The organism is Bdellovibrio sp. HM001, assembly GCF_055397275.1.
Genome location: NZ_AP029174.1, coordinates 3485424 through 3502134, shown reverse-complemented (window position 1 = coordinate 3502134; position 16711 = coordinate 3485424). Strand labels below are relative to the sequence as shown.

General features: G+C 46.4%; 18 protein-coding genes and 1 other RNA gene. 8 read left to right on the top strand and 11 right to left on the bottom strand.

Annotated elements, in window-relative coordinates:
• Positions 1–19: 19 nt before the first annotated feature.
• The 3 genes from ACZ5ZZ_RS16540 (at position 20) to ACZ5ZZ_RS16530 (ending at position 2274) form a co-directional block, all read left to right on the top strand.
• Positions 20–826 (top strand): extracellular medium-chain-length polyhydroxyalkanoate depolymerase, encoded by an 807-nt coding sequence (locus tag ACZ5ZZ_RS16540; protein ID WP_464140481.1) that lies wholly within the window; start codon positions 20–22, stop codon positions 824–826.
• A 183-nt stretch (positions 827–1009) separates the two neighbouring features.
• Entirely contained in the window at positions 1010–1513 is a 504-nt protein-coding gene (locus ACZ5ZZ_RS16535) for a hypothetical protein (RefSeq protein WP_464140479.1), read from the top strand.
• 146 nt (positions 1514–1659) lie between these two features.
• Entirely contained in the window at positions 1660–2274 is a 615-nt protein-coding gene (locus ACZ5ZZ_RS16530; RefSeq protein ID WP_464140477.1) for a hypothetical protein, read from the top strand.
• 36 nt (positions 2275–2310) lie between these two features.
• Here the strand turns inward: ACZ5ZZ_RS16530 and ACZ5ZZ_RS16525 are convergent, their stop codons facing one another.
• Positions 2311–3285, bottom strand: a complete 975-nt coding sequence (locus ACZ5ZZ_RS16525; RefSeq protein WP_464132384.1) for a serine/threonine protein kinase — start codon at positions 3283–3285, stop codon at positions 2311–2313.
• Positions 3286–3330: 45 nt separating this feature from the next.
• On the opposite strand from ACZ5ZZ_RS16525, the gene ACZ5ZZ_RS16520 reads away from it, so the two are divergent.
• Positions 3331–4086 (top strand): M48 family metallopeptidase, encoded by a 756-nt coding sequence (locus ACZ5ZZ_RS16520; RefSeq protein ID WP_464140474.1) that lies wholly within the window; start codon positions 3331–3333, stop codon positions 4084–4086.
• Here the strand turns inward: ACZ5ZZ_RS16520 and ACZ5ZZ_RS16515 are convergent.
• Entirely contained in the window at positions 4083–4775 is a 693-nt protein-coding gene (locus ACZ5ZZ_RS16515; protein WP_464140472.1) for a phosphatase PAP2 family protein, read from the bottom strand. The genes ACZ5ZZ_RS16520 and ACZ5ZZ_RS16515 overlap by 4 nt on opposite strands.
• A 138-nt stretch (positions 4776–4913) precedes the next feature.
• Here ACZ5ZZ_RS16515 and ACZ5ZZ_RS16510 point away from each other — a divergent pair, with 138 nt between their 5' ends.
• The 4 genes from ACZ5ZZ_RS16510 (at position 4914) to ssrA (ending at position 9300) form a co-directional block, all read left to right on the top strand.
• The gene (locus tag ACZ5ZZ_RS16510) at positions 4914–6269 is read left to right on the top strand and encodes a hypothetical protein (RefSeq protein WP_464118827.1); all 1356 of its coding nucleotides are present in this window, start codon (positions 4914–4916) and stop codon (positions 6267–6269) included.
• A 166-nt stretch (positions 6270–6435) separates the two neighbouring features.
• Entirely contained in the window at positions 6436–7329 is an 894-nt protein-coding gene (locus tag ACZ5ZZ_RS16505; protein WP_464140469.1) for a hypothetical protein, read from the top strand.
• Positions 7330–7486: 157 nt separating this feature from the next.
• Complete coding sequence (locus ACZ5ZZ_RS16500) at positions 7487–8620, top strand: TIGR02147 family protein (RefSeq protein WP_464140468.1); 1134 nt, start codon at positions 7487–7489, stop codon at positions 8618–8620.
• 334 nt (positions 8621–8954) lie between these two features.
• Positions 8955–9300: a transfer-messenger RNA gene (ssrA, locus tag ACZ5ZZ_RS16495) on the top strand.
• Here the strand turns inward: ssrA and ACZ5ZZ_RS16490 are convergent.
• From ACZ5ZZ_RS16490 to ACZ5ZZ_RS16450, 9 genes are all read right to left on the bottom strand, one after another.
• Positions 9279–11003, bottom strand: coding sequence for a recombinase family protein (locus ACZ5ZZ_RS16490; protein ID WP_464140465.1), 1725 nt, complete (start codon positions 11001–11003; stop codon positions 9279–9281). The two genes, ssrA and ACZ5ZZ_RS16490, sit on opposite strands and share 22 nt — an antisense overlap.
• Positions 10993–11196 carry a hypothetical protein gene (locus tag ACZ5ZZ_RS16485; RefSeq protein WP_464140463.1) on the bottom strand — a complete coding sequence of 68 codons (204 nt, stop codon included), beginning with the start codon at positions 11194–11196 and terminating at the stop codon, positions 10993–10995. Before ACZ5ZZ_RS16485 ends, ACZ5ZZ_RS16490 begins: the two co-directional genes overlap by 11 nt.
• A gap of 25 nt (positions 11197–11221) precedes the next feature.
• Positions 11222–11446 carry a helix-turn-helix domain-containing protein gene (locus ACZ5ZZ_RS16480; protein ID WP_464140459.1) on the bottom strand — a complete coding sequence of 75 codons (225 nt, stop codon included), beginning with the start codon at positions 11444–11446 and terminating at the stop codon, positions 11222–11224.
• 35 nt (positions 11447–11481) lie between these two features.
• Positions 11482–11895: a hypothetical protein gene (locus ACZ5ZZ_RS16475; RefSeq protein ID WP_464140458.1), complete on the bottom strand. Its 414-nt coding sequence runs from the start codon at positions 11893–11895 to the stop codon at positions 11482–11484.
• Between the two features lie 233 nt (positions 11896–12128).
• The gene (locus ACZ5ZZ_RS16470) at positions 12129–12878 is read right to left on the bottom strand and encodes a hypothetical protein (RefSeq protein ID WP_464140456.1); all 750 of its coding nucleotides are present in this window, start codon (positions 12876–12878) and stop codon (positions 12129–12131) included.
• Entirely contained in the window at positions 12878–13321 is a 444-nt protein-coding gene (locus ACZ5ZZ_RS16465; RefSeq protein ID WP_464140455.1) for a hypothetical protein, read from the bottom strand. The genes ACZ5ZZ_RS16470 and ACZ5ZZ_RS16465 overlap by 1 nt, the downstream gene beginning before the upstream one ends.
• Positions 13322–13337: 16 nt before the next feature.
• A complete protein-coding gene (locus ACZ5ZZ_RS16460) occupies positions 13338–14957 on the bottom strand; it encodes a type IV secretory system conjugative DNA transfer family protein (RefSeq protein ID WP_464140452.1) in 1620 nt (539 codons plus the stop codon).
• Positions 14947–15936 (bottom strand): TrbI/VirB10 family protein, encoded by a 990-nt coding sequence (locus tag ACZ5ZZ_RS16455; protein WP_464140451.1) that lies wholly within the window; start codon positions 15934–15936, stop codon positions 14947–14949. The genes ACZ5ZZ_RS16460 and ACZ5ZZ_RS16455 overlap by 11 nt, the downstream gene beginning before the upstream one ends.
• The gene (locus tag ACZ5ZZ_RS16450; RefSeq protein ID WP_464140448.1) at positions 15927–16658 is read right to left on the bottom strand and encodes a TrbG/VirB9 family P-type conjugative transfer protein; all 732 of its coding nucleotides are present in this window, start codon (positions 16656–16658) and stop codon (positions 15927–15929) included. Before ACZ5ZZ_RS16450 ends, ACZ5ZZ_RS16455 begins: the two co-directional genes overlap by 10 nt.
• Positions 16659–16711: the final 53 nt, after the last annotated feature.

Here is a 16711-nt window from a genome sequence, read left to right as displayed (position 1 = left end):
GTCCGCTGAAGGAGATCTAATGAAAACGCTGGCTCTTGGAATTTTGAGTGTCCTGTCCCTGGGAATGTCGGCACAGGCGCGCTCGAATTGTGAAGTCAGCGGATTGGTGGATCGTCTGACCTGTCCTTATTTGGTAAAGGAAATTGCGGGGCCTCACCTCACCCGTCAGGTCAAGTACTCCCTACCGAAAGGGCGTGCTCCCAAGGCGGGTTGGCCGACAGTTGTCTTGTATCAGGGAAGTCTGTTTCCGGTGGAGTTTTCCAGAAGCAGTCTGATGATCGCAGGTGGATACAATGAGATCCGCCTGATTCAGTCTTTGTTGGATCACGGTTTTGCGGTGATTGCGCCACCGGCCATCGAAGGCATCGCATGGATGACCAATATTGTGGGGGTTGATTACAACACTTCTGAAGATTTCTTCTTCGTTTCAGAGCTTTTAAAAGCCATGGGGAATGGGGAGTTTGGGAAGTTGAACATGGCGCAGTTGTATGCCACAGGCATCTCCAGCGGTGGATACCATTCCAGTCGCATGGCCGTGGCCTTCCCGGGAGTGTTTAAAGCTCTGGCGGTGCATTCGGCTTCCTATGCCACTTGCGGTGGCCCGATGTGTTTTGTGCCTGAAGCGATGCCGGAAAATCATCCGCCAACGATCTTCCTGCACGGCCGTCTGGATCCTGTGGTTCCTGTGCGCACGATGTATCCTTATTATGAAAGTCTGCAGGCGCAGGGAATTGAGACAGCTGCATTTGTCAGCCCTTGGGCTCGGCATGAGTGGTTGGAAGAAGCCCCAGATCTGATTACAGATTGGTTTTTAAAGCACCCATAAATAAATTCAACATATTCATTTCACATAGAACCGAAGGAAACCCCTTCGGTTTTTTGTTTTCTTTCAGTCACTTTTGCCAGTCAGGTGTAAGGTTGCAGATCAGACAAAAAATCGCAGACGTAAAAAAATCTTCAGTTCAACCTAGGCTTCCAAAATCAAACCAACAAGACTAGGAGGTCTTTCATGAAAGCAGCAAAATTATTTGCAGGTATCGTATTCTTTGCATCCACCTATGCGATGGCATATCCGATGGTGGGGGATAAGGTGGAATGGACCGGCACTGTGGTTAGCACCGACGGCACTTCAACCGAAATAAAAGGTTCCAAAGAGGTCCTCAGTCAGGATCCGACCACGATGAAGTGGCTGGTGAAATCCTGGATGCAGATGGGCAAATGGGAACGCTGTGAAACCAAGGAAATGAAGAACCTTTACACGCCCGAGAAGTGGCAAAAGATCATGACCAACTGTGTGGTTCATGGAGGTGTGATGGAAGAAGTTACGGTTCCGGCTGGAACTTACAACACATGCAAAATGACGAAGACCTGGGAGAGCGGTCACCATGAAGGTGATACAGTGACCATGTGGTGGGGTGATGTTCCGTTTGGCCTTGTAAAAGTGATCAAGACCGACGGAGATTCTGGAAAAGTAAAAACCATGGAACTCAACATGGTGACTTTGGGCCAGTAAGGCGCTTATCACAGCACTGATTTCCTCAAGGGCCGCAGCAGCGGCTCTTGTTTTGTAACAAGAGGCATATGAAAGTGAAGGTCATCAAGTCAGACTTCTCTAGAATGAAAATTGATTCAACGGACCCTCACAACAAGGAGTCAGGTATGAGAGACGAATTGCAAACTGCTCGCCGAAACTTCCCGCGGGCTGAATATCAACTTGTAAAAGACAGCTTTCCAGAAACTCTTCACCATCTGTCGGAAGCCCGATTGAATGCGCACATTGCCCGGTGTGAACGTTTGATCGCCAGCTACAAAGTTCGACTTAAGGATAAAGAAAGTTTGGCGCATGTTTGGCGTGGTTCAGCCAAAATAAGCAGTGGACGCTTAATCCGCTATCGTATGAATCATCTCGGTATCAGTCTCAAAAAATTTAAAGCCGAACTCAAAAAAAGCGCTTCTGCGACATCGGCTCGTAAACCCAAAGTCTCCGGTTCTTCTGCAAAATCCAAACGAGCTGGAGTATCGAAAATGTCTTCCGCACATGGCGGCACTCGACGTATTTCTGCCACTCGCGCTTCCACCAAAACAAAACGTCAGCCGAAGTATCCTGATTTGCCAGAGTCAGGAACTGAAGAAGTTTCACACACCTTGACGTTGCAGCCGAAAATGCGACTTTCCCGTCGCGGCGGCAAAACAAGTTCGACGCAGTTCCGGGAAGCTCAGCGCAGGGAAAATGGACCTTCCAACCAAGTTAATCCGTCTTCGCGAACGCGCTAAAATAAAAGACCCGCTTGTTTGTCAGCGGGTCTTTCTTTATCCGATTTTCCAGGCGATTTTTTCCAAGGCTTCAACTTCTTCAGCCCAATAGGTGTATTTGTTAAATTCCGGGAACAGGCGGGGGAAGCTCGGGTCTTCCCAGCGTTTGGCGATCCATCCGGCATAGGATACGATTCTTAGTCCTCGCAGCATGGGAATCCACGACCATTGATGATCGGGGAATTCGCGCAGTTCTTCGTAGCCTTGAATGATCTGCATTTTTTCTTCATCTAGACTGTCTTCGTCGCCAGACAATAACATCCAGAAATCCTGAATCACCGGTCCATTGACGAAATCGTCAAAATCCACCAGGAAGAATTCTTGGCCGTTGTTCAGTAAATTCCCCTTGTGGCAGTCCCCGTGGATACGGATGAATTCCGACGGATCAAAGTTGTCATCAATGGCATACAAAATATCTTCAGCGGCGATGTTGTAGCGCTGGCGCAGTTCCGGGGTGATCCAGTCTTGCAGGAAGTCCAAAGTGTCCCAGCCGCCATAGTAGCTGGTATCCAGAACCGGGCGGTGTGGAGCAGCTTTCTTCGCGCCGACATTGTGAACTTGTGCCATCAGCCGTCCCACTTTATGAAGTTCGCCTTGTAAAAACTCTTGCGGCATGCGGCCCAGAACTTTCGGGAAGAAGGCGACGTACATTCCATCGACTTCCAACAAGGTGGAATCATGGCCTTGCAGCAAAGGGGCGACGGCGGGAATGCCTTCGGCCTTCAGGGACAGCAAAAACTCATGCTCCTCCAGGATGGCTTCTTTGCTCCAGCGGTTGGGGCGATAAAATTTGGCGATGACGTTTTTATTCAAAGCCCCGGGCGTGCAGGGTTCTTCCAGCTTGATGTCAAAAACGCGGTTTTCATAGGAATTTAGCTGCGTGAACTCGCCCGTTGGATAAAGGCCAGCATGTTCTGTCGCCAGAAGCACTTTTTCAGGGTCTAAACTATAGAAAGAAGAGCTTTTATCCATTATCTGATCTTGCCACTTTTTAAGGCTTAAGTCATTCTCTGACTGATGAGCGGCAAAGAAACCTTTATCTTCGCAAAATGGCCCGTAGAGGTGCATCGACGGAATTTTCGTCGCTCGGTTTCTATTTATCTGTACCCCAATAAACCGATCAAGGTCGTGGCGGCAAAAAGCACCAGTCAGAAAATCATCGTCGATTTTTTAATGGCGAAAAAAGACTGGATCGAAAAAACCTTCGTGAAATTTTCCGAGATTGCTGAAAAGTTCCCGGAAAAGCGCATCAGGGCTTATGAGAATTTTCCGTTTAAAGGGACCGAGCGAAAGCTCAAAGTGGTGATCACCTTGCACAAAAAAACTTTTGTGTCGATCACGGATGAGCATCTGCTTTTACATATCCCACGCAATGACTGGAGCGCAGATTCCCTGATCGAAGAGCATCCCACAGCCCTGAAGGAAATTCGTCATTTCTATAAGCGCGAAGCGGTGGACTTTTTAAGTCAGCGTGTGGCCTATTGGTCCGAGCAGATGAACCTGCGCCCGTCACAGGTTAAATTCCGCGAACAAAGGACCCGCTGGGGCAGTTGTTCCTCGAAAAAGATCATCAACCTGAACTGGCGTCTGATCGTCTTTGCCGAAGAGGTGATTGATTATGTGATTGTTCATGAGCTGGCGCATTTGCAGCACATGAACCATTCAGATCGTTTTTGGGGTCTGGTCGAAAAGTATGTCGCTAATTACAAGGACATCGTCAGAACCATGAGGGAATCCCAGTATCTGGTGGAATTCCTCTCTGAAAAATCCTAATAAAGTCCGTTTTGAGTCTTTTGACGCATCAGTTGCAGGGCCAGCAAGGTGCCGACGTAGCCCACACACGCACCAAAGATGATATCGCTGACAAAGTGGTCATGCACCACCACGCGGGTTAAGCAAACCAGCATCGCAAACGGAATCCAGAACCAGCGAAAGCGCGGGAAGGCGACACTCATCATCGTGGCCACCGTGAAGATCACCTGAGAATGGCCGGAAGAAAACGAATGCCAATGCCAGTGAGTTGTAAACGGTGTGAAGACGTGCGGATCAAAATCCGGCGTTTTGTGAGGCCTCTGGCGCCCGGCAGTGAACTTAATAATATGCGTGATCACGCCCGCCACCAATAAAGACACCAGAAGATTCAAACCCCAGCGACGATAGTAGTCGACGCGGGACAGGTGGGATTTCAAAGCGCCAACGTGCGGGGCGACCCATTTGCAGAAGGCCCAGATGATCAAGGCGGCTGCAAAATAGTATTCAGACAATGCCACGTCCGTCAGGATGCGTGCGGGTTTTCTCCACAATGCTGTGACTTCTTTTTCAGCGAAATACAGGGATACTTGCTGGTCCACGAAGTACATCGCCAGCAGGGCCAGCACGAAGCTGACAAGAATAACTTTCAATAGATGTTGGGTCAGTTTTTTAGGGTCGCTCAAAAGCTCGCCGAATTGTTGTACAGGCATGTAATTCCTTCCAAGGCTCAGTCTAAAACCTAACTGTATTGAAATACAAGGCCTGCTGAGGGGTGACGAAATCTGGCCCAGGCCTTGCTTAAGGACCTTTGCGAATTGGTTTATTGAAAGAATACTTGGAGGTTTCTCATGTTGCCAATGCTTCAAAAGCATACCTTGATCACGGCGGCCTTGTTGGCGTCGTTGTCCCTTACTGCTTGCGGTAAGAAAAAAGACGTTTTCTCAGAGCCTAATAAACAAGCTAAGCCAACGGACTCGAGCCAGACTGACAATACCAACGGTGAAATCGGTGGTGGTCTGCCTGCTCCGGGCAGTAACGGTAAGGACACGACTCAGCCGTCTCCGATTCCAAACAAAGGTCAAGGTCAGGGGAAAAATCCAACAACTCCTCCTCCGCCACCTCCAACGCCAATCAATCCACAAACTCCTGTGAATCCGACGACGCCTCCTGCAGTGGTGGACACTCGTCCAGCCCCGGCTCCAGGGACTCATGTTATTCCGGGTGACTACAGATCCAATGATCCGTCCAACGTGATTCGCGATAATTTGACGAAGCGGATGACGGGGGGTGTGACAGCCGATGGTTTGGTTTACACTTCTTCCGGTACAGACGAGCTTCTAAACTTCTTGAGAGCTCGTAACGAAAAAGTCAGCTATGAAACTCGTCGCTTGAATTTGGAAGCGGCAGCCTCTGTTCAACATGCGAAACTTTCCGTGGACAGCATGTCTGGCGATGTGATCATCACTTTGAAAGTCCGAGAAGGCAACGATATCAAAGTTTATAACGTCGCGGGTTCTCAAGGCGAAGGCACGGCTTCTCCGGTTAGATCTGTTGGTGCTGGTAACGGCGAAAGAACAACAGGCACACGTGCATTGGAAGGCACTGTGAAGTGTCTGGATCTGGATGGCGGTTGTGAAAACGTGTTTGCACGTTTGAAGATCGGTTCCAGTCCTTCTTCTGCGATCATCAACGTGGTGTTCAGAAGCTCTTCTGCGGACTTGTATTTCAATTTGCCAGAGCAGTTCTCTGACAATCCAGAGTATCTGATCTTGCGTGATTACGTGAAAAACACGATCCGAAAAGAAAACACCGTGGATAGAATCAAGTCCGTGGGCTTGTATTCTTTCGAAGTTGTGAATGGTCGTTCTGGTTTCACGGTTGTGACTAAAGGTGCGAACAACGAACTTCTGGCATTTGCGGGTCCTTTGCTGGCTCCTGAAGCGGGGACGGGTGTGAATATTCCGCTGACTCGTATTGCGAAAGATCAGGAAGACTCTTTGGATCTGGTTTCCTTGGGCAACTCTAAGCTGACTTATGCAAACTGGATCGGTGAGGCTCGTTTGGTCGCCAACAACGGTTTGGGTCAGATCCGCATTGCTTTAAAAATGAGAAAGCGTGCGTCTTATGCCCAAGATCAGTTCGCTGTGACCTTCATGCGTAAGATCAAACCTCTGGTTGAGATCAACGACGAAAACTTGAAATAGCCCTAAAAGACCCTTCGTTGGGTATGTTTCTTATGCCGGCCACTGATTTCCTCCAAGATCAGTGGCCTTTTTTCGTTCTTTCGGGGTCATTTTGTCTCTTTAATAGTTGGTACGCTGGTTGCTTTAACGGGAAGTGGGGGAACTTCTTAACCACTTGGGGGACATAATGACTCTAAAACGCAGCCTTTTACTTTCATTTGCAGCAATCACTCTGTTTGCAGCCGCAGCAGAGGCTTATATTGTACCAGGGGCACCTCGCCCAGAGACTCCATACCCAACTCCTGATGTCGGCCCTGGTTTCCCAGGTGATTTTGGCCCTGGCGGTGACTTCGGTCCCGGCTATCCTGGTCAGGATGATTTCGGCAATGGCGGCGGCTATGGTCGTCAGGAACGCAAGGTTGTTTATCTTAACCGCCGTGTGAACAACGAAACTTTGCACCTTCGCCAGTTGGCAGGGATTGGTGAAAACTATCGCGGTTATGAAGTGGAATCCGTCGAAGCTCAATTCCGCAGCAGCGGTTACAACACCGAAGTGGCTTTGCTGACAGACGGTCGTATGAATGAGTCTGTTTATTCCCCGCAAGGCGCCGTGTTGCTTCGCCCGCGTTATCGCGCGGTTTTGGGTGAAGACATCCGCACATTGCAGTTGGAGATTCGTGGCAATGCACAGATCGAATCTGTGACTGTGAATCTGCGTGAGCGTTCTTACCAGCCTCCAACGAATCCAGGTCGCACGATCGATGTTCCGTTGTATGTGAACCGTCGTTTGTATGGCAATGATCGTTTGGATCTGGGCATGTACTTGGATATGAACCGCTACCGTGGTTACAGAATTCAGGCCATCGAAATCGAAGCCAATGCTGTTTACAATGTGGCTATGATGGATCTTTTGATCAATGGTTTCAATCAAGGTCAAACACTGCAAGTGGATCGCTACAGTCATCGTCAGTCTGTTTACCCACAAAATGCTGTGATCGGTCAGTCAGCTTCTAGCATCGTTCTTTACACTCGCGGAGACTTGGATGTGCGCGCGGTGACTTTGAAACTGACTCGTCGCTAAGATTTTTGCTTTCAAAACTTGATCGACTTAGAAAGGCCCTCGGTTTCGGGGGCCTTTTTTATGCTTTGCGATAACGTAACGGTCTTCGTACACAAATCCGCTTGTTTTGGGGATTCAAATCAGGTGAACTAGTTGGGTGCAAAGGAGAACCATTTCTATGCAAAACCAGCAGCCAGAGTTTAGCAAAGGCAAAGAAATTTCAAAGGGTTCGCTCGTTCCGCCCGTATTATCTGATTATATGAACTATCGCCAGTTCTTGGGTGATTTTTATCTGTATAAACGTAAAGCCTCCAAGGGTTCTTTGCGTGCTTATACGTATGCCGTTTTCTCTGCCGCAGCCAATATCAAGTCCCCGAACTATTTGAAAATGATCATCGAAGGGAAAAGAAATCTTTCCGACGATATGATCGGCAAATTCGGTAAGGCGCTGGGTTTCATGAAGGAACAAACGGAAGAATTCCGTCTTTTGGTTCAATTCACTCAAGCCATGGACCCTGCGGAACGCAACATGTACCTCAAGAAATTGAGCGAACACCGTGTGGCTGGGAAGCTGAAGTCTGGCGAAATCGATCGCAAGACCTGGGAAAAGGTTCCGAACTGGGTGGCTTGGATTATCTATGCGATGATCGACCAGGAAGGTGTTTCCTTCGACACGGCGACCTTGAAGAACCTTCTGCGTGGCAAGGCTTCCGAAGATGAAATCGATCATGCTCTGTCTACTCTGATCAGCTCAGGCGATCTGCGCCGTGATGAAGTGACAGGAGAGCTTAAAAAAGCTCGCAGTCTGACTGAATCCCCGGAAGAAATCCCGGTGGCGTTGGTTCGTAAACTTCAGTCCCAGTTGATGTACTTGGGGCTTGAGTCCTTGTACCAGGATCAGCCGACCGAGCGTGAATTCGGCACGTTGACCTTGTCTTTGACCAAGACAGAGTTTGAAGAAATCAAATTCAAGCTTCGTCAGATGAGAAAAGCCCTGCACAAGGACAACTCCATTGCGCGCATGAAGGACAAAGGGGAAAGAGTCTATCAGCTTAATATCCAGTTGTTCCCAGTGACCAACGCGGTGGAATCAGTGGTGAAAGCTCCGGTGATGAAGTCCTCTTTGGATATCGTGACCGAGATGCCGATTGTCGAAGCCCCGGCTGCGGTGGTGGTTGAACAAGCCCCCGTGGTTCCAGTGGTGGCGGCTCCGGTAGCCCCAGCGCCAGTGACCAAAGAACAGAAGAATGAACGCTCAAATGTGAGCTCTCTTGCCGCTACGGCCGCGTCCGCTGCCGACCTTTTCCGTTAATTTTGCACAATCCAGGGGCTGTCACCGAACATGACGGCCCCTCGGATAAATTTAAGATTCTTAAATTTTGGTGTCAGTTTTGCCCCATTTTTCAGGCAGCAATGTGGATAACTCTGTGGAATAGACCCATAAATGGTGGATATCTCAATCATTTGGCGTAAATTGTCTCCTGCTAACGTTAGGATCTCGTTAGGATGACACCACCCAAGCAAGACAAAAGTCCTGCGTCACGAAAAATTTAATCGTTGAAAACGGGGGTCCAAATGGGAAGGATAAACGATTTTCATTTTCCCGCAAAATGCGAGACAATGAGAAAGATATGTTTTCACACTATGGGGGCGTACTGGCTTCGACGTGGGTGCTGAAGCATAAGGAGCATACCGGGGCGGATGAGGACCTCGTTAAAAACGTCCATTTTGTAATTGGCAACGATTACGCACTTGCAGCTTAATTAAGCAGCACGATCAACCTTGTGGTGGTTCCGCACTTGGATTGATCGTCATTTAGGGACCTCGGCGTGTTGGGTTTTCTCCAGCAGACTCGCTTAAATTTACTGGGGGAGAGGTCTTAGGGATTTTGTCTGTGGAAGCCCGAGGACCAATCTAAAACACTGACTAAGTATGTAGCGCCTTATCGTGGATCATTTGCGGACGGGGGTTCAATTCCCCCCGCCTCCACCATACGTAACAACAGGCGAACCATTGGACACAAGAAATCCAAGGGTTTGGCTGAAAAGACTTTTGGTGAAAATTGAAATGCCATCGGACTTTGAGTCCGATGGCTTCGTTTTCTTACTTTCAGAACCATTCAAATTCGATTGCTCTTCTAATTCATAAAAAACCTTGATGCCGTTCTCTGTGACCAGTAATTGGTTAAAGAGATTTCCAAAAAGACGCTTTTTGAAATGGGGCTGCCCTTTTTTCATGGCCGCTTTAAGGGCAATGATATTCGATTTAATGACGGCTTTAGCTGAAGAGCTTAGTGAAAGGTTCACTTCGCATTGTGCAGCCAATTCAAGCTCCTTTTCCATTTCCTTTTTCTTCTCAGCCAATTTCTCTAGTTTGCTTTGGATTAAGTCCGATCCAGCACTGCCGCTTTTCATGCTGGTTGCGAGTTTAAATACTGATTCGATTTCTCCATCAATTTTTGAGATCGCTTTTTTTACAATGTCTTTTCTGGCTTTTTGGTTAGAGCTATTCACACCAAGGCATTGTTCGATATTGCTTTCGATTTGATCCAGATAACCAGTCTCCGCTAAAACTTTGTCCAAGTGTTTTAGAATAGTTTCTTCGATTTCCTCTGCCGAATATCGTTTTACCGGACAAGTGATCTTCTCGTTAATGAGTTGTTTGTGTCCGTAGTAGCGGTGAATCTGTTTTCTTCCGTGCGCTGATTGGCCAATGAGCGCACGTCCACAATGTCCACATCTAATCATTCCCGAAACAAAGAAAATTCTTTTATCACCATTATCAAAACGCTGACGTTCAAGTTGAGCAGCAACTTCTAGTCTTTTCTGAACTCTGAAGAACAACTCTTTATCGACGATTGCTTCCCAAGATGCAGGAACAATTTGGTATTGTTGCCATGCCTTTAAGTAAGCTTGCTCTTCATCTTTATTCTTAACATTGACCTCACGTTGTCCAATGTAGGCGTGGTTTTTCAGTAGTGCTTGAACCACTCGAACTGTCCATCGTCCGTCATTTATATGGCGATAACGATTCGAGTCCATGCCCTTGCGAATCTGACCTTCTTTAGTAAGGTGGTCTGTGATTTGGGAAAGACTTTGACCATCATCGTACATTTTGAAAATTTCTTTCACCAATGCGGCCTCATCAGGATTTACAATTCTTTTTCCTGCATTATCAGGATCACGGTCATAGCCGAGTAGGGGACTTCCACCATTCACAAGCCCACGAAGTGCGCGTGAATGGAAGTTCATTGCGATTCTTTCAGACGTTTGTTTACGCTCGAACTGGGCGAGGTTCACCATATTGAAAACCATCATTTCGCCAACAGGTGTACTTGTATCAAACTGTTCCTTGATCGAAAGAAAATTTGCTTTGTACTTTCCAAGTTCCTTATACAGGTCACAGAAGTCGGAAATGTTACGCGAAAGGCGTGACAAGTCTGTAATTAGAATCAAATTGATTTTGCCAAGTTTAAGATCACGAATCATTCGTTGATACGCGGGACGATTGGTGCTTTTCGCTGAATAACCGTCATCAATATAAGTATCAACAACCTTGCCCCAATCTTTTTCTTGCAGACGTTTTATATCAATAAATGATTTTATTCTATGCTGTTGGCTTTCTATTGAGCCATCAGCAATTTGCGCTTGTTCTTCCGTACTGACACGGACATAGATTCCTATTTTATGCCGCATTGTCGATCTCCTCCAAGTCGTGTTTCGATGGACGGCCACGCTTTTGTGCCGCTACTAACATTCTTGCGATCAGGGTTTGCACTTCAGATTTCTTTTTTTGGAAATCTTGTTTGGAAATATAAACGGGTACAAACTCAATGTTCATTTCTTTTTTGTCGCTCAAGTGTTCAACGGCTTTTTTTGCTTTTGCCATTGTGACACTCCATAGTTGGATAAAGTTACTCAGCTTCATAGCCTTTAAAATCCTCAATAAACTCCGCAGCCTTTTTCTTTTGTTGGTCATCAAGGTAGCGGAGAAGTCTAATGGTTAATTTACTTGGTTTGCGAAAATCGGTTTCAATGTTCATCATTGTTCTATATCCAGATAAACAGAGAAAATCGGCAAACTCATCACGGGTCATTCCAAACTTCTCTCTAATTCTCTTAATTTCCGCACCATCCATTAAATTAACCTCATGTCATCAATGATGACATCGTTTTATGAGTTGGTCAAGGCCGACTTCGCCTTGCGTTTGGTCGGCTCATCTAACCCAAATTGCTTTTGAAGCAAGTTCTTGAAATCCGTAGGGACTTTTCCAGACTCTTTTGCTTGCTTTAAAATGTTTTCGAGCATGGCCACTTCGTCGAAGTGTTCAGCTCGAATCTCTTTGATTTGAGATTCATCCAGTTCAGTCTGAAAACGCAAGATAATCCAATTTGCGATTTCAGTCTGATTGACTCTGCCGCCATTGAAGCCATCATTCACTTTATCAATGATGGCCTTCAATGCTGTTAAAGACTCATTAGAAACCACAATTCTTTGCAACTTGGCACTTACTGGTTGGTTAGTACGATCTTCTTCTCTCTCCGTTCCCGTATTTGTATTTATATTATTACTATTATTATTTTCCATAGCTCTTACCTTTTATTTTTTATTTCCCTGCCGCCACCGATGTTTAGTACCTAGCTGTTGACCCCTTCCTCTCAACTCGTTGGGGGGGAGGGGTCAACAGCGGCCAAGGGACGTTAAGAACGAGGTGGCGGCAGGGAAATTCCTGTTATTCTTTATCTTTTTGATTGATCTTATCTTATCAATTCGCCAGAGAAGCCTTCGCTATGTGTAGGCATTCGCGAAGACTTCTCAATTCAAATTTTCAAGGCAAGTTCCTTTAAACTCTGACCTTGCTTGAGTCCTCGAAGTTCTGCACTTGCAGGATTCGTTTTCCAATCTTCAATCGTAATAAAACCGATTCGTGAGTTTAGTCTTCCGTCCCCAATGTATTTCATGGCCCTTTGAATGGTCTTTTCAATGGCATCGTTTTCCACAACAAAGAAGATGAAACTAAAGTCGTAAGCCTCACTGTATGCGCGAATAGCTTTGTTGTATCGCCAGTTGGTTTTTGCTGTTCTTTCATATTCAACCGCCACAATCGGAGCCGTCAGATTTCCTTGGAACTTGAAAACCGCATCTGGATATTTGAAGCCACCTTCCTGAACATCGAGTCTAAAGTTTGCTAACTTTTGCGTCTTCATTTCACTTTCGGTCATCCATTTTTGGCAAAGGCCAGCTTTTTCTAATCTCCAAAGTCCAGCTCCAACGGTTTCATCATGTTCAATGAAGTGTGGATAGATCGAGTGAACGTGTTGCCAGTTCATGCCTTTAATAAGTTCAACTCCAAAAGTGTCGATCACGACAGCATCATGTCCATGTTTGCTTGTGTGATGTTTAAAAACCTTTCGATCAATCAAGTGTTGTAGTTGCATCTGTCGCCATCGGAGAGTTCCATGACTAAAAAGCTCGTACCAAGTTTCGCGGCTCATGGCCCCGACCTTGGCAACGAACCTCACGGCCTCAACAGCATTCTTAGAAAGCTTGCGACCGTGGGCATATTTCATTAAGGAGCCTCCCATCGTGTAGGCTCCGTGATGATGTATTCAAAGTGACCTTCGATGTAACGATTGCCAACAACCTTGCTTTCAACCCAAACAGCTTCCACCTTCGGCTGTTGTAATGCAGGAACTGATTGTCCTTTGGACGATTTTCTTTCAGCCTCTTTTCCTTTTAGGTAAGAAAGCTCTTTATCTCGTTCGTTGTTTTCATGGATGGCCGAAGCTGTAAGACCTCCGGCGATTGCACCAACGCCTGCGCCGATAATCACGTTGCGAGTTCGGTATTGACCATTTTTTCCAGGATCAATGATCCCACCTAAAGCAGCACCAGTCCCTGCGCCAATCGCAGTACCAAGACCGACTGACTTTCCCATCGTAGAACATCCTGTTTGTAGCAACAAGACTGAAAGTCCCAAGATCAAAATAAATTTATTTTTTAATTTTTCCATATTTTCTCCTGACTTTTTAAGCAGCGTTATCAAGAGCATTGTTTGCTTGTCTCAATGGTTCTTTTTTATATTCATCATCTTTTTCTAAAAGTAGTGGCATTAAATTTTTTCCGATCTCAGGGATCGGATGTGCTTCAAGATCGTCTGTTTTGCTGAACTTGATCCGCACGGTTTTGGCCCCTCGGTCGTGTGGCACAATCATAATGGCTTCGCCAACGCCTAAGTCTTTCTTAAAGACGTTGGGGTGAATCGTAAACTCTTCAACGTCACGGACTGACATTTCGCCACTCTTATTCACGCCAAACAAAGTCTTCGATTGGCGCTCAGTGGACTTAGTCGCAGTCAAAGTTCCTATGACCTTCGAGAAGTATTCAGCCGAGTCAGGATCATTCCCACGCATAAAGACTTTGACGTTTGCGTTTGTCAAAATCGAGTTCGCCACTGGTTCACCAAGAACAGTAATGTCTCCTAACGCTTGATGAGCGAAGACGATTCCAACATTTGCCGATCTTGATTTATTTAAGATCGAAACAAAGCCCTCATAGAGATATTCCGAGAAGTCATCTAAGAAGACGCTGAAAAACATTTTCTCTGTATCTCGTGCAAGTCTGTGGCGGTTCGCAACTGCCGCTTGCAAAGATTGAAGAACGAGTTTACCCGTGGCCATTCCTAGAAAAGGAGATAACAACACTGGCAACTGAAAATAAACGATCTGGTTTTCTCTCAGTGCCTCGTCAATCGTGATCGCTCCTTCTTCGGGATTAAAGAGTCTTGCGTTTTCTCCAAATGCAAAGTGCCCAATTGCAGAAAGCAGACCACTGGTTCTTTCTTCACGGTCCTTGGGTGGCATTCCACAATACGTCACATACCAGCGACGAACTTCTGGGTCTTGCACAGACTTCGCCATTTCTTCCATGACCTTCGGGCGAGAAATCGCCTGATGAAGTCTTTGAAATGTTGGGACCGTGTTCGACGACTCGAAAATCCGCATGACCTGATTCATGACTTCATATTGAAGTGAACGATAATAAGGATTCTCAAATTCAAAAGCGTTAAAAACTCGTTCCGTGATTTCTTCCGCAGTTCCCCCAATCAAAGGATTGAACTGAAAAGACTGTTCTCTGCGACTCAAGCTAAAAAGCCTGAAATCTTTTTCGCGTCCTGCGAGTTTTGTATAGGCCCAGAGTTTATCAATTAGTGAGTTGTCGGCTTTTCCATCTATAAGCAACAAGCCTTTTCCTGAGTGAATATCCTGAATCGCCCAAGGAAGAATCACGCTTTCAGTTTTTCCCGCGTTCGTGGTGCCGATTACTTGGGTGTGCATCGCTCTTTGGCGAGGCTTGATCCAAATATCTTCACCTTTGTCAGTAGTTCCACAGAAAACTGAATCTTCTACTTGTCCTGTGATCGTTTTCTCAAACAGATTTTTCTCTCTGTTCTTTTGAATCTTTCTCCAAAGGATTCGACCAACAGGAATCAAAAGAAGAATCATAGGCCCCAACACTAAAACAAAGTGTCGAAGCGATTGGTTCATCCAGTCCCAAGCGAGATCAAGTCCCTTTACAAGAAGGAGAACGCCGATCACCGCAAAGAGAACTCGCTCTCCATGTGAAAGCGAACCGTTCTTATCTTCCATAGGTAGCTCCGGCATCCCTGAACGTGAATGGCTGATTCAAAATAGCAAAAGTTTCAGCGCCACCTTGCAGTTCAATCCATTTGCGTTCTTTTTGGAGGTCTTCGCCCATTGCGTTTGCTCGATCAGTGGCAGTCTGAGCAACGGCATTGCGAAGACCATTCTCATGACCTCCTTGATTTGCACCGAAGGCGCCTGTGTTCATTGAGCCAGCAGCGTAAGCTCCCACGAATCGAGTAAGCGTTTGTCCAACAGCATTTTTCACACCGTCAGAGTGGACATTGCCATTTACACCAACTTGCCCGTCACGACTGACCCCAATGGCAGAGAAAGGCCTTTCTCGTCCATCTGGAAGAATGATCGAGCGCCAAGAAATCGAAGCACGTTCGGATTCTTCATCAAAAGAAGCATCTCCCAGAACCTTCGAGCCGCTTGGGATGGCAATTCCGCTATCCGCAGAAACATCACTTGTGACAATTCCAACGACAGGCATTCCTTGATTGGCGATTGTTACCTTGCCACTTAAGCGAATAGACACTCTTGTTCCAGCAGAGAGCTGAGTCCTTGCGTCAGTTCCGTTTCGACTTAAGATCATCGAGGAACTTCGATCTTGATCGGTTTTACCGCCACCGCCTGAACCCGCGGGACTGCTTGGTCGATAGAGGTAATCAAGAGAACCAGGAACCTGTCTGACATTCACTTGCGACTCTTGAAGTTGTCTGATCGTCTCCTGTGTCGGATCGTTTTCAGCCGGTAGAGCTTTGGCAAGACTTCCACGCTCAGCTTTCTCATGGAAAGTGTCTTGCTCTGGTTCCGAACTAGGGATGACCATAATTCCTATAATCAAAGCACACACAAATGAAATCGCCCAAGTTTGCACCTTCGACCAATTTACTTCTCGCTTAGAAGTGAAAGGCTTAGGTTGTTTCAAAAAATAATTTTTAAAGCCTTCCAAATGTACCTCCTTTGCTATCACTTCCATGAAGTGACCTTCTGGATTGTGAGATAAGAAATTCTTTTCCTTCTCAATTCGACCCGGATGGGTTCATTTGCATTAAGATCAATTTCTCTCATTTGAAGAACACCTGAAATGGGTCTTTGGGGAGCCACTTCAAGGGCCGACATAAAAAGATTGTGAATTGGTCGCATCTCACTAGATTGTGTGATCCATAGCCATTCAGGTTTAAATGCCTCCTTTGTTGTGGATGAAACTAGAAATTCCACAAGCAAGATTCCGTCTTTGGTTTTTCCGACACGCTTTACATTTAACGAAAGCGTATCGCTCTTGAGGGAGTTTTTTAAATCAGTCCACTTAATGCCAGTTTCTTTCTTCGATATGGTTTGCGGTTTCTCTTTTGGTATGTCGAGATAAACTACATAATCAGCAATGGCCTCATTTCCTGAGATAAGAGCAACATTGAATCGTCTCCAATCGGTATAGATATAGAGATTGCTCTTGGCTCCACCAGAAAGCGGTTTGATCGTGATTGCTTGGTCAAGATATTCCACTTTAAAAGAGTCCTGATCTCCAACAACAACGCTGTTAGGACGATCTGGTACTTGAATGATCGTGGCAATACCAAGACTTGTTTTTACCGTGACGATTTGATCTCCCTGCACAGCGACTCGACGGACTCTTTGATTCGCCTCCGAGGTCATTGCAGCAAGGGAAAACGCCAACAGCGTAATAAGTTTTATTTTCATAATTCTCCTTGTGTTCGTTTGGGAGAATCAAATGGTGTCGCAAATAGTATGAG